10 protein-coding genes are annotated in these 14556 nt (G+C 43.7%); 6 read left to right on the forward strand and 4 right to left on the reverse strand.

Going from position 1 to position 14556, the window contains the following annotated elements; translation table 11 throughout:
* Positions 1 to 97: 97 nt before the first annotated feature.
* The 4 genes from pflA to R7190_RS04375 form a co-directional block, all read right to left on the reverse strand.
* Positions 98 to 838, reverse strand: coding sequence for a pyruvate formate lyase 1-activating protein (gene pflA, locus R7190_RS04360; RefSeq protein WP_005378444.1), 741 nt, complete (start codon positions 836 to 838; stop codon positions 98 to 100).
* A 211-nt stretch (positions 839 to 1049) separates the two neighbouring features.
* Entirely contained in the window at positions 1050 to 2027 is a 978-nt protein-coding gene (locus tag R7190_RS04365) for a lipid A deacylase LpxR family protein (protein WP_053303245.1), read from the reverse strand.
* Positions 2028 to 2180: 153 nt separating this feature from the next.
* Positions 2181 to 4457 carry a formate C-acetyltransferase gene (gene pflB / locus R7190_RS04370; RefSeq protein ID WP_005378442.1) on the reverse strand — a complete coding sequence of 759 codons (2277 nt, stop codon included), beginning with the start codon at positions 4455 to 4457 and terminating at the stop codon, positions 2181 to 2183.
* A 303-nt stretch (positions 4458 to 4760) separates the two neighbouring features.
* Positions 4761 to 6308, reverse strand: a complete 1548-nt coding sequence (locus R7190_RS04375; RefSeq protein ID WP_005378441.1) for a DUF3360 family protein — start codon at positions 6306 to 6308, stop codon at positions 4761 to 4763.
* A gap of 453 nt (positions 6309 to 6761) precedes the next feature.
* Between R7190_RS04375 and R7190_RS04380 the strand changes: the two genes are divergently transcribed.
* The 6 genes from R7190_RS04380 (at position 6762) to R7190_RS04405 (ending at position 14507) form a co-directional block, all read left to right on the forward strand.
* On the forward strand, positions 6762 to 8237 hold the full coding sequence (locus R7190_RS04380; protein ID WP_318137516.1) for a 54K polar flagellar sheath protein A: 1476 nt from the start codon (positions 6762 to 6764) through the stop codon (positions 8235 to 8237).
* A 264-nt stretch (positions 8238 to 8501) separates the two neighbouring features.
* On the forward strand, positions 8502 to 9272 hold the full coding sequence (locus R7190_RS04385) for an ABC transporter ATP-binding protein (protein WP_005378438.1): 771 nt from the start codon (positions 8502 to 8504) through the stop codon (positions 9270 to 9272).
* Between the two features lie 83 nt (positions 9273 to 9355).
* Entirely contained in the window at positions 9356 to 10126 is a 771-nt protein-coding gene (locus tag R7190_RS04390) for an ABC transporter substrate-binding protein (protein WP_005378437.1), read from the forward strand.
* 81 nt (positions 10127 to 10207) lie between these two features.
* Positions 10208 to 10948, forward strand: a complete 741-nt coding sequence (locus R7190_RS04395) for an ABC transporter permease (protein WP_005378436.1) — start codon at positions 10208 to 10210, stop codon at positions 10946 to 10948.
* Positions 10949 to 10951: 3 nt separating this feature from the next.
* Complete coding sequence (locus R7190_RS04400) at positions 10952 to 11629, forward strand: ABC transporter permease (RefSeq protein ID WP_005378435.1); 678 nt, start codon at positions 10952 to 10954, stop codon at positions 11627 to 11629.
* A 154-nt stretch (positions 11630 to 11783) separates the two neighbouring features.
* Positions 11784 to 14507, forward strand: a complete 2724-nt coding sequence (locus R7190_RS04405) for an ImpA family metalloprotease (RefSeq protein WP_186584395.1) — start codon at positions 11784 to 11786, stop codon at positions 14505 to 14507.
* Positions 14508 to 14556: the final 49 nt, after the last annotated feature.

Genomic DNA, 14556 nt, shown 5'->3' on the forward strand with positions numbered 1-14556 from the left:
AAATGACCGCAGAGAAACTCACTGATAAGGCTTAGATATAATCAAAAAAATACCAGCAATAAGCTGGTATTTTAAAGAGGTTAGTCTTGCGGTTCACTTAGTATTTTACGTTATCGTTGTATTGAGCAAGAATGGATTGAATTTCATCCATGGTTTCTTTCGGTGGCGGGTTTACTCCTTCGAGTGGGTATTCTAAGCCTAACGCTTCCCACTTATGAGCCCCTAATTTGTGGTAAGGAAGTAACTCGACCTTTTCGATGTTATCCATGTCTTTAATAAATTCACCAAGCATGTGTGCTGCTTCTGGGTCATCTGTGTAACCAGGCACGACGACATAGCGAATCCATGTTTTCTTTCCGATTTTTTGCAAGTAACGAGCAAAGTCCAATGTGCGTCGGTTGGATACACCAATGAGATCTTGGTGCACTTCGTCTTTCATGTGTTTGATGTCAAGCATGACTAAGTCTGTTGCATCCAGTACTTCATCGATAACATCAGTGTGCTTACGAACATAACCGTTAGTATCTAGACATGTATGAATGCCTTCGGCTTTAGCAGCGCGGAAAAAATCACGTACGAATTCCGGTTGAAGCATCGCTTCGCCGCCAGAACAAGTAACGCCACCGCCTGATGCATTCATGAAGTGGCGGTAACTTTTCGCTTCGGAAATGATTTCTTCAACCGTGACTTCTTTGCCATCATGCGTGTCCCAAGTATCGCGGTTATGGCAATACTTACAGCGCATTAAACAACCTTGCAAGAAGACGATAAATCGAATACCAGGTCCGTCTACGGTACCACATGACTCAAATGAGTGAATACGACCAGCTGTTGACATCTTTTGCTCTCATTACTAGTAAATTCTAGCTGTTATTTTATTACAAAAAGCAGGGTTAAAACAGCTTTGTCGGTACTAAAGGCAAGGTTATTTGAAGAAAGAAAATAGATGGAGCCAATCTACATAAACGCTTGAACACGAGGTGGTTAATACCTACCCCGAGAACTTGCCGTGTATCTAGATTGACTTCGATGCTGGGATAATCCAGTTTTTAGAAAAAGGCGAACACGGAGAACGAGCCTGTCCCATAAACATCGGTTTGGGCTTCTTCATAATCCGGTGTTTTAATTGTAAAGGTGATGCTTGCACCGTAATTTTGGTTGTACCAAGATACCCCCGCGACGGCACTTGCTTGCCAATTTTGCAGAGTGACGTCGTATGGCGCTGATGGTTCAGGAATGCCAGGACGATCTCCTTCGATAGTCATGTCATTAAAGCGGTAACGACCTTCAAACCCGGTGAACAAGAACCAACTCGACGTGTTCTGAGCGATCATACTTGCTGAAAAAGGGCTTTCGACACTGATATTGGCGGCTCCGATGCTATTCGCTAGGTTTGTACCCCAACGAAACATGACGCCTTGAGAGACATCACTACGGAAGTTACCCGCATTGATGTCGTTAATGTTGGTGATCTCCCATTGTGTTTTTTGTTCTTCGCTGCGCATCAATTTGTTAAATACGCGGTAACCAAGGCTGAACGCAACTTTATCTTCAATCTGGTAATCCCAACCTTGAGGGTCCGTCGATCCTGTTATGCCGTGAACGATTTCTTGCGCCTTTTCTGATAGCGAACTTTCACCCGTAGCTCCTATGGTGAAATTGTACCGTACAGCTTTGTCACTCGTTAGGGAAAGGTAGTTGATTTCGGTGTGTAGGTAACCGGCATATGGGCGATCATTGATTAGTGGATAATCGGCTTCAATGTCGCTTGGAGTCCACATTTTGTGGCCAAGAACCAACTCTATTTTATCGATATTGGCGTGCTCTGAGTTAGCTAGACTCAGCCATTTCCATTGGCTTTCTTGTATCAGTTGGTCTGTCGCGTACGAAAGGAAAACACCATTCGTATAGTCTTGATCGACGCCAAAAATACCATCGTTGTCGATGGTAAAAGAAACCGTAGACTTAGTGGATGCTATTGCAACTGGAGAAAGAAGGGTAAGAATAATTAATTTACTAAATCTCATAGACTTTATTTGCTAACTTTTTTCGCATCATACGTAAGAATGCGGGCAAAAGTCTTTCGCGATATCACAACTTTCATTCAAGAAATAAAAAAAGGCTGATGCTACTTAGCATCAGCCTTTGTTGTATTACTAGAACGTTATTTCGCTATAGTCTTATAGAGACTCAGTGAATGTACGTGCGATTACGTCAGCTTGTTGCTCTGCAGTTAGAGAGTTGAAGCGAACAGCGTAACCAGATACACGGATTGTTAGCTGAGGGTATTTCTCTGGGTGCTTAACTGCGTCTTCTAGAGTTTCACGGTTAAGAACGTTCACGTTTAGGTGTTGGCCACCTTCGATACCCGCTTCGTGGTGGAAGTAACCATCCATCAGACCAGCAAGGTTAGCGCGTTGTGAACCCTCATCTTTACCTAGTGCGTTAGGTACGATAGAGAATGTGTAAGAGATACCATCTTGTGCGTCAGCAAACGGCAGTTTAGCAACTGAAGTTAGTGATGCTACAGCACCTTTCTCGTCACGACCGTGCATTGGGTTTGCACCTGGAGCAAATGGAGCACCAGCACGACGACCATCAGGCGTGTTACCAGTTTTCTTACCGTAAACCACGTTTGAAGTGATAGTAAGAATTGACTGAGTAGGGATTGCGTCACGGTAAGTCTTAAGCTTACGGATTTTGCCCATAAATACAGAAACAAGTTCACATGCAATGTCATCAACGCGTGGGTCGTTGTTACCGAATTTAGGGTAATCGCCTTCGATTTCGAAGTCGATTGCTAGACCGTCTTCGTCACGAATTGGCTTAACTTTTGCGTATTTAATTGCAGATAGTGAGTCAGCTGCAACAGATAGACCAGCAATACCACAAGCCATAGTACGTTTAACGTCACGGTCGTGTAGAGCCATTAGTGCCGCTTCGTAGCTGTACTTATCGTGCATGAAGTGGATAGCGTTTAGTGCAGTCACATATTGTTTCGCTAGCCAATCCATGAAGTGGTCCATTTTCTCCCACAGTTCATCGTAGTTAAGAACATCGCCTTCGATCTTAGGCATTTGCGGGCCAACTTGGATTTTTAGCTTCTCATCCACACCACCGTTGATGGTGTAAAGCATTGTTTTTGCAAGGTTCGCACGAGCACCGAAGAACTGCATTTGCTTACCAACAACCATTGGAGATACACAACATGCGATCGCGTAGTCGTCAGAGTTCATGTCTGGACGCATTAGGTCGTCATTTTCGTACTGAATAGAAGAAGTATCGATAGATACTTTCGCACAGAACTTCTTGAAGCCTTCAGGTAGTTGCTCAGACCAAAGAACAGTGATGTTTGGCTCTGGAGAAGGACCCATAGTGTATAGTGAGTTTAGGAAACGGAAGTTTGTACGAGTAACTAGCGTACGACCGTCAAGACCCATACCACCCATAGACTCAGTTGCCCAGATAGGGTCGCCAGAGAATAGATCATCGTACTCAGGAGTACGTAGGAAACGAACCATACGTAGTTTCATTACGAAGTGGTCGATCATTTCCTGAGCTTGTTCTTCAGTTAGCTTACCAGCCGCGATATCACGTTCGATGAAGATGTCTAGGAACGTAGAAGTACGACCTAGAGACATAGCCGCACCGTTTTGAGATTTAACAGCAGCTAGGTAACCGAAGTAAGTCCACTGAATAGCTTCTTGCGCAGTTTCAGCAGGACGAGAAATATCACAACCGTATTTTGCAGCCATTTCTTTGATTTGACCTAGAGCACGGTGTTGCTCTGCGATCTCTTCACGAAGCTGCATTGTCATTTGTAGGTCTTCGCCGTTCTCAAAACGCTCTTGTAGAGAAGAGAACTGCGCGAATTTATCCTTCATTAGGAAGTCAATACCGTATAGAGCAACACGACGGTAGTCACCGATGATACGACCACGACCGTATGCATCTGGAAGACCAGTCAGTACGCCAGATTTACGACACGCCATGATTTGAGGAGTGTAGATATCGAAAACGCCTTGGTTGTGAGTTTTACGGTATTCTGTGTAGATTTTTTTAACTTGTGGGTCTAGCTCGCGGTCGTAGGCTTTGCATGAACCTTCAACCATGCGGATACCACCGTTAGGGATGATCGCACGTTTTAGAGGAGCGTCAGTTTGAAGACCTACGATAGTTTCTAGGTCTTTTTCGATGTAGCCTGCATCGTGAGCAGTGATGGTAGAGATAACTGAAGTATCAAAATCAACAGGAGCGTGAGTCGCGTTCTCTTGTTTGATGCCTTCCATTACCTTAGCCCAAAGCTTGTTAGTCGCTTCAGTACCTTCAGAAACTAGGAAAGATTCGTCGCCTTCGTACGGAGTGTAGTTCTTCTGAATGAAATCACGAACGTTTACTTCGTTTTGCCAGTCGCCTGCAGCAAAACCTTCCCAAGCTTTAGCAAATTGCTCTGCCATGACATACCTACCTTTTTAGTAGAAAAAAATACGTACTGCTTCGCCGTTGAGCCAGCTATCCCCAGATAAAAGAGGGGAACAGTACACTCTTATGAATAACAATATTTATAGTCTTAAATTTACGTATTCGATTTACAAAACTATAAATATTGTCACTAGTTTTAACGTTTTTCTTTTTAAGCAACAGTTAGAGGTTAAACTAAAATTTTTTTGCAAACCTTAAACTAAATCAATAAATCCTCAAAAATCTCGATAAAAATGGGGTAGCGACGAGCGCTACCCACAAATTTCTGGACTGCTAGCTTATAGCCAAGCTTGGATGCCATACTGGCCTTCAAGCATACCAACTGCAAGCATAGCAACTAAACAGATAACAAGTACGCTTACTGGGATCACAATCTTGTCTACAAATGATAGGCGAGACGCGCGCTCTTTATCTCCAATTAAACCGTTGTTATCTAAAAGCATAGTTAGTGCCCAAGCTAGAACTGGGTTAACAACGGCAGAACCAAAGATACAGATACCTGCTGCTTGTGAGTCTTTCGAGTCCTTCACCATCTGCATGCCAGCTTCAAGCAGTGGTAGAGATACACCAACGAGAAGAGCAACGCGCATAACTGGAGGCCATACTGCAACGTCCATAGGAAAACCAAGGATTGCAACAATAATACATAGAGAGCCTAGTAAGATGGCGCCAGCAGGAATAGGGCGTTTCGCGATTGCAGCAGGGATCATGTAAGTCCCCCAAGATGATGTGATGTTACCACCACCCACTGCAGTACCGACCATTTGGCGAACGGAACACATTGTCATTGTGTCATCAACGTCCATCAGCACTTTCTCACTCTTACGTGGATAGTTCATCTCTTGGAAGATACGGTGACCCAAGAAGTCAGGTGACCACATTGCTACCGCAAGAATGGCGAATGGTAGAGAAGCGATGAAGTGTTCCATATTAGGAAGACCAAGCATCCAACCTTCTTCTGTTGAACCCCACCAGTAGATTGGATTTAGGTTTGGAAGGCCTGTCTCGGTTACGAATTTAATATCGAAGCCTGCGCCAAGAGCAAGTGCGATTGCAAGCCCAGTGAAGGCACAAACAGGGATCGCTAGCCAGCGTTTGTTCACTTTAGCAAGGAACGCGTATAAGCCAATGGTAACCGCAAGAACAATTAGACCGATGTAACCCATGCTACCAGCGGCAACCGTATCGGATTGCAAACCAACAGCCCAAGCTTGAATAGAGTTAATTTGGCTCATGGTTCCGGTTAAACCTAGGAAAATAAGAAGGCCACCAGCCGTACCTTCAGAGGTGAGGTTAACCAGTTTTGACCCACCTTTTAAGAGGCTCAAAATCAAACCAAACACACCAATGAGAATTGCTAATGCAAGAGGGTGAGCACCAGCAAGAGCGATGGTACCAATAAGAGGGATCATTGGGCCGTGGTTGCCTGCTAGGTTGGCTTTAGGGTTAATAAAACCAGAGGCAAGTACACAGAAAAGAAGTGCAGGGATGAGCATTTCTACACGCGCAACTTCGATAGCAAAGTCCTTGCCTAAGTTTACGTGGTCCCATGCTGCAGTAAGACCTTCAGCCCAAGACATCATTACCGCAGAGTACATTGCGATAATACCGATAGTACCAGCAAGCGCTGGAACAAGGTCTTCAAGCTCAAAGCGGAAGTCACGACCTGGCAAGTTCAAGCCAAAACGACGTGGCTTCATAATTTGTAGTTCGTGGTCTAGGTAGTCTGAACGGCTTGCGAACTCAGATGCTGGACGATGAAGCTCACGGTAGCTCTTGGTCTCGATATCTGAATCAGAGTGCGTTTTGTTAACTGCGTCTGACATAGATTCCTCATATATTTAAAAGTTATGAATTCTTCATTCAATTGTGTTAATCCGCATCCTGCGGCACGCTTATGCTAGCTATTGTTAGATTTGTTACACGTCGACACTGTGCCTAAGCATAGCTAATAACTTATTGTGTTGAGGCACAAAAAAAGCCTCATCTTTTGGCAGGAGTCTAGCAAGATAGCCATTTAGGGTGATTGATTTAGATCACTTTAAGAATGGTTGTGAAATAAAACTACAGAAAGTTTCTGGCATGCGAATGAGATGCGGAGATCTTGTGTAATTTCATTACACAAGTTGCATAAAATTAGAACTTTTTGTCCTTTTGCACGAGATGCAGATTAAATGTCAATATTCACGGTGATTATATAAAGCTGGCTTTATTCTTGCTTTGGACAGAGCAAAGACAATTTTTTGGCTAATCATTGCCGCTCAGTTTAGGAAAAAGACATGAAACAGCTTAAAGTACTGCCACTAGTGGCAATCATCTCAGGGTTAATGGTCGGTTGCGGCGGCGGTGGCGGCGGTGGCGGTGGTGCAGCGCCGAAAACTGCGTTTACTTTTGATTTTGCTATACCAGCAACAATGACTGAAAGTGAAGCAACTACGAAAGGTTGTACTGTATATGACCACAAAACTGAGCTGAACGGCGATAAAACGGTTTTAACCTACAGTGCAGCGTCAAAAGAGCAAGTGACCAACTATGTTATCGGTTACTACTCTGATGCCGATGGCAAAAGATCCGGAGACATTATCAAACCTACCACTGATAACTTTAAGTTTTATCTTGAAGATATCCCTGACGGCGGCTTTGTAACGTTTCAAGCAATAGAATTTAACGGCAAAGAAGCTCGCGTAAACACGTTTTCAAAAGAGTTCTTGCAAGATAAGAAACTACGTAATGCTACTTTTGCACTAAACCGAGACTCTTTGAACAAATGCTTTACTGGCGGTAACGTAGCAAGCAATAAGTTTACTAACTTAGATTACCGAAACGCTGAATCAGGTGGCGGAGATTACAACTTTGTCTCGCAAACCGATATTTTCACGTCTCCGAACCCTGATATGTTGCCTACTGATGAACTGATGGGGCTTAAAGGTGAACCAACGGCATTGTTTCAGTATGAATCAGGTTCAAGTGACAAAGCGCTTTACCAGTATGGTATTGGTTCGTGGGGAACTGGTGAGATAGCCTTAGTTAGAGCGGATAATACGTCAAACATTTATTCGTCTTCTGACTATACTTACGACTCGCTCAACATTGGCTTTGTTACTAACGGTTTTGCATATGACGCGTTGAAGCTGGATAAAACGGCCGTTGAATATAATCGCCCTAGTGCAACGAATAAAGAAACTTGGGTATACATGGCGTTCTCAGAGAATCAAGTTAATGGTTGGGAGTCTCTACTTAACGAAACGATCTCTGACGGATGGGATATTGACGTTGATCCGAGTGCTTACTTAAATATTGATAACCTGCCGAACACAAAACCAAGTGTATCAACGCAAGGAAGTGCAGAGTCCGTGATTGATCTGGACATGGGCTTAACATCGTCTACTGAAGGCTTTACTCGTGTCGCTTACTTTGCAACTTCAGGCGACTACAGAGTCACACATCGCATTTTCACAACAAGTGATAGTGATTCTGTTGTTGTTCCTGAATTGCATTACTACAACTTCCCAACATCGGCCGTTAACGGTTTGAAGGTTTCAGCTTCGGACGATTTTAATCGCACTGCTTTAGTAGTGAATGAAGATAGTAATATTGATTCTAAAGTTTTCATGAGCTTCTTCTCCAATGGTGAAGCGTCAGAGCCTGAACTAGATGAAGACCTAGATGGCATCATTACTTCTGAAAAAGAAGGCTTAGAAAATGAAGTGACATTACGTACTTCAAACTCGTTGGTAGTCAGTCGTTTTAATTAATTCATTGCGACCTCGAATAGGTTTCAATTAACACTTTTGTAAATTTATTAAGCCCCTTTGAAAGGGGCTTTTTTATATTTAATATTCAACTTTTGAAGAATATGTTGCTATATATTGCATATTAATTTGTTTATCGTATCTTTCTATTCGAATTATTTAGGTTAATAATTTGTTGCAAGTTTCAAGGGGCGGTGCTAATTTGTTCCGAATTAGAGAGGGCGGAGTCCCTTAATTGCAGTGACAAAAACACAGGGAGTAGGGCGCATGAATGATGTACCAGCGCTAGATATAAAAGACCTGCACAAAACATTTGGACAAAATGAAGTTTTAAAAGGCATTTCACTTGCCGCGCACAAAGGAGATGTTATCTCCATCATTGGCTCTTCCGGCTCAGGTAAGAGTACCTTTCTCAGATGTATCAACTTGCTAGAAACGCCTACCGCGGGCGAAATTTGGGTAAATGGTGAATTAATCCAAATGAAGAACAACAGAGCAGGTGAATCTGTTCCTGCTAATGAAAAGCAAGTCCAACGTATTCGCTCACGCCTGGCAATGGTTTTCCAAGGTTTCAACCTCTGGTCTCACCTAACCGTACTAGAAAACGTGATTGAGGCGCCTGTTCATGTCCTAGGCGTGCCAAAAGCTCAAGCGATTGAAAACGCAGAAGTCTTGCTTAAGAAAGTAGGCTTGTATGAGCGTAAAGATTATTACCCTGGGCACTTATCTGGCGGCCAGCAGCAACGTGCCGCTATTGCCCGTGCGCTAGCAGTTGACCCAGAGGTGATGTTGTTTGACGAGCCAACTTCTGCGCTTGACCCAGAACTTGTAGGAGAAGTTCTGGGGGTAATGAGAGATTTGGCAGATGAAGGGCGAACTATGCTGGTGGTCACGCACGAAATGGCGTTTGCGCGTGACGTATCAAACCATGTGATGTTTTTACATCAAGGCTTAGTGGAAGAACAGGGAAATCCAGCTAAGCTATTTACAAACCCGGATTCAGAACGATTACAGCAGTTTATCTCATCCATTTACTAATATTTGTTAGGCGGCAGACTATTGCCTCCTAAGCCAACACAACAAACAAAACGAAATAAAATAGCAATCACAGGAGTATGGAAATGAAAAAGTGGTTATTAGCAGCAACGATTGCTGCAACGGCAGTATCAGGTGTTGCCCAAGCGAAAGAATGGAAAACAGTTCGCTTTGGTATCGAAGGTGCTTACCCTCCGTTTAGCTGGACAGAAACTGATGGCTCAATAAAAGGCTTTGACGTAGACATGGCAAATGCACTCTGTGAAGAGATGCAAGTGAAGTGCAAAATCGTCGCTCAAGATTGGGATGGTATTATTCCTTCTCTGCTTGCACGTAAGTACGATGCCATCATCGCAGCAATGTCTATCACTGAAGAGCGCAAGAAAAAAGTCGATTTCACTGGCAAGTACGCACAAATTCCAAATAAATTTATCGCTAAGAAAGGTGCTGGTCTAGATTTTGATAATCTTAAAGATGTCAAAATTGGCGTGCAACGTGCGACGACACATGACAAGTACTTAACTGACAACTACGGCGATGATGTTGAAATTGTGCGTTATGGCTCTTTTGATGAAGCGTATCTTGATCTAGAAAATGGTCGAATTGCTGCCGTTTTAGGTGATGCGTCTGCTCTAGAAGAGGGTGTGATCAACAAAGCAGGTGGCGAAGCTTATGAGTTTGTTGGACCATCGTTAACCGATCCAAAATGGTTTGGCGAAGGTATGGGTATCGCTGTTCGTAAACAAGACAAAGATCTGACGAAGAAACTCGACGCAGCAATTATTTCACTACGTGAGAAAGGTGTTTACCAAGAAATTGCTGGTAAATACTTTAACTACGATGTGTACGGTGAATAAACCGTAATTAAGCGACCGTTGGCTTGTTCCTAGAAGTAGTCAACGGTCGATTTTTTGAGTTTAGGGATTAGGAACTCACCTATGCTAGATTTACAAGGATACGAAGCTTCGATTTTGAAGGGAGCTTTAGTAACAATAGAAGTTGCAGTGCTTTCACTCATTCTCGCCATGGTCTTAGGCATGCTTGGCGCATTAGCTAAGTTAGCACCTTACAAATGGGCAAGGGCGATTGCCACTCTTTACACCACCGTTATTCGCGGCATTCCAGATTTGGTTCTGATGATGCTAATTTTCTTTGGTGGACAAATACTTTTAAATAACAGCCTTTACTCCATCAACGAAACGCTCAACGAGTGGTTTGCCTCGAGTGATCCAAACCATGAATGGACGTCTTACTTACCTGATTATATTGATGTCAGCCCATTTATAGCTGGTGTACTCACGATTGGTTTTATCTTTGGCGCCTACATGGCGGAGACTTTTCGTGGAGCGATCATGGCGGTGGACAAGGGTGAATTAGAAGCGGCGAAAGCTTATGGGATGAGTTCTGCTTTATCGTTTAGAAGAATCTTACTTCCTCAGATGATTCGTCATGCATTACCTGGATTTGGTAATAACTGGTTAGTGTTACTTAAGACCACAGCGTTAGTTTCCATTATTGGTCTGGATGACATGGTGAGAATGAGCTCATTGGCAGCAGGTACAACGAAAATGCCGTTCACCTTTTACATGGCTGTCGCGCTCATCTTTCTATTTTTTACCAGCGTTTCGACCGGGCTACTCAAGCTTGTTGAGCGTAAGTTCAGTATTCATGCGAGGTAAGTTATGGACTTTTCTTTGATTATTGAAAGCTTTCCAACTTATCTTCAGGGACTTTGGACAACAGTTTGGTTAGTGGGATTAGCGTTGGTTATTGGCTTGTGTGTCTCTATCCCATTAGCCGTGGCACGCAATAGTACCAATTACGCTCTAAGCTTACCTTCTTGGGGATTCATTTACTTTTTCCGTGGAACGCCGCTATTGGTTCAGCTGTATTTGATTTACTACGGCATGGATCAGTTTTTCCCTGTGAAAGATACCTTGTGGGAGAACGCTTGGTTCTGTGCTTTGGTCGCTTTTATTCTGAATACATCGGCTTACACCGCAGAAATTATTCGTGGTGCGATTAATGGTTTGCCGAAAGGTGAGGTGGAAGCTGCGAAAGCCTATGGCATGAGTAAGTTTATGACATACAGACGTATTATCTTGCCGAGTGCATTGCGTCGAGCATTACCAGCTTATTCCAACGAGGTCATATTTATGCTGCACGGAAGTGCAGTCGCGGGCATCGTTACCATCATGGATTTAACTGGTGCTGCGCGTCTAGTTAACTCGCGCTACTATGCACCATTTGAGTCTTTCCTGACGGCGGGGCTGTTCTACATGGCACTGACGTTTATGATTTTGTGGTGTTTCAAAGTGGCAGAGAAGCGTTTCTTAGCTTATCTGCGTCCTTTAAGCTAATTATCAATAGAGGCAATAGCACCGGAGTGGGTGCTATTGCTTTTGATAATTTTGTTATCTTCATTCCTATTTTTCCAGCCGATGTAAAAGACTATTTCTTATTATTCATTAACTTACATTAACATTCGATAAACTCATTGTTTAGTAAGTAAAAATGAAAAAAACAATTCTATCGTTGGGCATTGCCGCCTTAGCCACAGGATGTGGTGGGGGAGAGGGAGAATCACAACCTAATGCTCAAGTAAAACCAACGCAAGCTCCAGTTCAACAAGCTCTGGAAACTGGTAATGCACTGCTCGTTTCTGACCCGAGCGATTTCATTCGAGAAAGTCGTCAGGTTGTAGAAGCCCACAAGATGCAGTCGAATACGATCAAATCTGCAATTGCGAAAAGCCTTTCAGGTCTTTATTGGGATCCAACCCATGATGCCGCGATCTTGGCACCTCAGTATGGCTTCAACGACACCATCTTGATGACCAATAAGGCCATGGCAAGCGGTTACAAAGATCAAGCTCTGTCAATTGGCGTTGCCGGGGAAAAGTCTAATGGTCAACGTTACGCACTATTAGGTAGTAACCCATTTAGAACGGCACAACGTTTTCCCGACTCTTCCAACGCAGCGATGACGAAATGGTTAAGTAACCTGGTCACTTGGTTGTCGGGCGGAGTTACTTCAAACGTCGTCATCGCGCAAATGGATCAGTCTTATTACTTTCCGGATGAGCAAGCGACTCGGAATTGGCTGAAAGACAATGTTTCACAAGAGTTGGCGTTTAACGAGGCCAACCTATGCGATGGTTCGAAGCTACTTAGCTGCTTGCAAACCAATACTCCAAACTTATTGATCTTGTCACAGCATCTGCAATCTGGAGATACCAACAAACCAGTACTCGAAGCTTTGGAATACGCTGAGCAAGTCCAAATTCCTGTTCTATACCTGCATTGGGATGGAGGACTAACTGATCTTGGCCAAGACATTTTGGAAAAATTCCATGTTGATTATGTGGGAGATAACTATTGGCGTAAGTTAGGCTTGGTCGACTGGGAACCTTCATCGTTGATGAACGTTGTGCCGGACTCTGTCATCACACAACAAGCGCTGTTGTCTCGTTTTGAATCTCAAAATTTCAACGTTGACTTGTCAAAGTGTGATGACAAATCCTGCCCTGACACTGCGAATATGGACAGTCAATTTTATGCAGGGGCAAACAGCATTCGCCATTGGTTGCAAAAGCTTGATGAACAAAAAGTAGATTTGTTTAATCAAAACGGCTACCAATACGAAAAACTCATGGTATTGCTGGCTGATCATTATCGTCAAACGGTTGTCTTCCCGATGGACAAACAATCAACCCAAACGACCGAATTCCTAAAGTCGTACTTTGCCGATTACGTGCAATACAACAGCCGAAGCGTAAACCCAAAACAACCAAATATGGGGAACTTCAGCCGTAGTGAGTTTAGCCCTGACATAAAGAGAATCAGTGCAACGATTAATATGGAATCAAAGCGTAACTTCCGTTCGGCTGGTGTGTATGCGCTTCCTGGGGAAACCTTTACGGTTAAACGTAATGACAGCAATGATGTGGCGACTAAGATTGTCATCAACACTTTAAGAAGTGGTGCAACTCATGAGTTCAGCAAAGATGGATACACGCGACCAAAACTGCTGACTTCATTCGGCTATGAAGTAAAGCCGGGTGAAACCATCACGCTGACTTCTCCTTATGGTGGTCCAGTACAGGTTCACTTTGACAAAAATGATGTTCCGGTTGAACTGAAATTTAATCATGTGGCACAGCATCCAGTTTGGAGAAGTGAGAAGGACAACGACGCTTTTATTCAACAGTTAGAAGCCAATTTATTCGATTGGGCTGAGCTGATCACTCCTGGGTTTGAAGTACACTCAAAGCGCGACAAAATGTTGGAGTCGGTCAACGATGAAATGTGGTCTACCCCTTCGGAAATGGCGCTTGCAACAGAAGAATATGTTCACAACTACCCGCATGTGCTGGCAGGTTTCCAAGGGCCGGGCATAGATGAAGTGCCTGAAATTATTCAATACGCCCAAAACCAAGGTTGGGAAATCGCCAATATTGATATAGTGAAGCACATGAACGCTGACCAAGCGACGTGTGGTTATGGTTGTTCGGGTAACCCTTACGATGCTTACTGGTCATTCAGCCCACTCGGTCACGGTGATTTACATGAGCTTGGTCATGGTTTAGAAAAAGGTCGATTCCGATTTTCAGGCTGGGAAGGGCATTCAACGACCAATTACTACTCGTATTACAGTAAGTCTCGTTTCTTCCAGAATACGGGAAAAGTTTCAACTTGCCAAAGCTTGGATTTCAAAGGCCAGTTTGAATTATTGCAAGCTAGCCGAACTCAAGCGGATCCAAACGCATACATGGCTGCGCAAAATCAAACCAGTTGGAGTTGGGGCGCTCGTGTTTACATTCAAATGATGATGGCGGCGCAGCATGAAGGTGTGCTTAAAAATGGTTGGCATTTATTGGCGCGCTTGCACCTGATTGAACGTGAGTTTAACCGCTTAAAATCGGACGACGCGCTTTGGGATGAGAGACGATTGAGCATTGGTTTTGCCAACTACTCTCGGGAAGAAGCAAATAGCATCTCGAACAACGACTGGTTGCTTATTGCTCTGAGCTACATCTCTCAGCGAGATATGACTAGCTATCTCGATATGTGGGGGTTCTCGTTCACAGAAAAAGCGAAACAGCAGGTTGTGGCGCTGAATCTACCGCCGATGCCGCTCACTTACTTTGCAAGTAGTAATACAGGCTACTGTCTGAACGAATTTGCTCAAACACCGATAACTATTGATGGTCAAACGGTTTGGCCGCTAAATCAGTGATTAACTGGTAATTTGTATGAAAAGGGAGACTGAGTCTCCCTTTTTATTG

This window comes from Vibrio sp. 1078-1, assembly GCF_033340475.1.

Coding starts and splice junctions, on each gene's coding strand:
- pflA (WP_005378444.1), bottom strand. CDS start 838: ATGTCAACAGCTGGTCGTATTCACTCATTTGAGTCATGTGGTACCGTA.
- R7190_RS04365 (WP_053303245.1), bottom strand. CDS start 2,027: ATGAGATTTAGTAAATTAATTATTCTTACCCTTCTTTCTCCAGTTGCA.
- pflB (WP_005378442.1), bottom strand. CDS start 4,457: ATGGCAGAGCAATTTGCTAAAGCTTGGGAAGGTTTTGCTGCAGGCGAC.
- R7190_RS04375 (WP_005378441.1), bottom strand. CDS start 6,308: ATGTCAGACGCAGTTAACAAAACGCACTCTGATTCAGATATCGAGACC.
- R7190_RS04380 (WP_318137516.1), top strand. CDS start 6,762: ATGAAACAGCTTAAAGTACTGCCACTAGTGGCAATCATCTCAGGGTTA.
- R7190_RS04385 (WP_005378438.1), top strand. CDS start 8,502: ATGAATGATGTACCAGCGCTAGATATAAAAGACCTGCACAAAACATTT.
- R7190_RS04390 (WP_005378437.1), top strand. CDS start 9,356: ATGAAAAAGTGGTTATTAGCAGCAACGATTGCTGCAACGGCAGTATCA.
- R7190_RS04395 (WP_005378436.1), top strand. CDS start 10,208: ATGCTAGATTTACAAGGATACGAAGCTTCGATTTTGAAGGGAGCTTTA.
- R7190_RS04400 (WP_005378435.1), top strand. CDS start 10,952: ATGGACTTTTCTTTGATTATTGAAAGCTTTCCAACTTATCTTCAGGGA.
- R7190_RS04405 (WP_186584395.1), top strand. CDS start 11,784: ATGAAAAAAACAATTCTATCGTTGGGCATTGCCGCCTTAGCCACAGGA.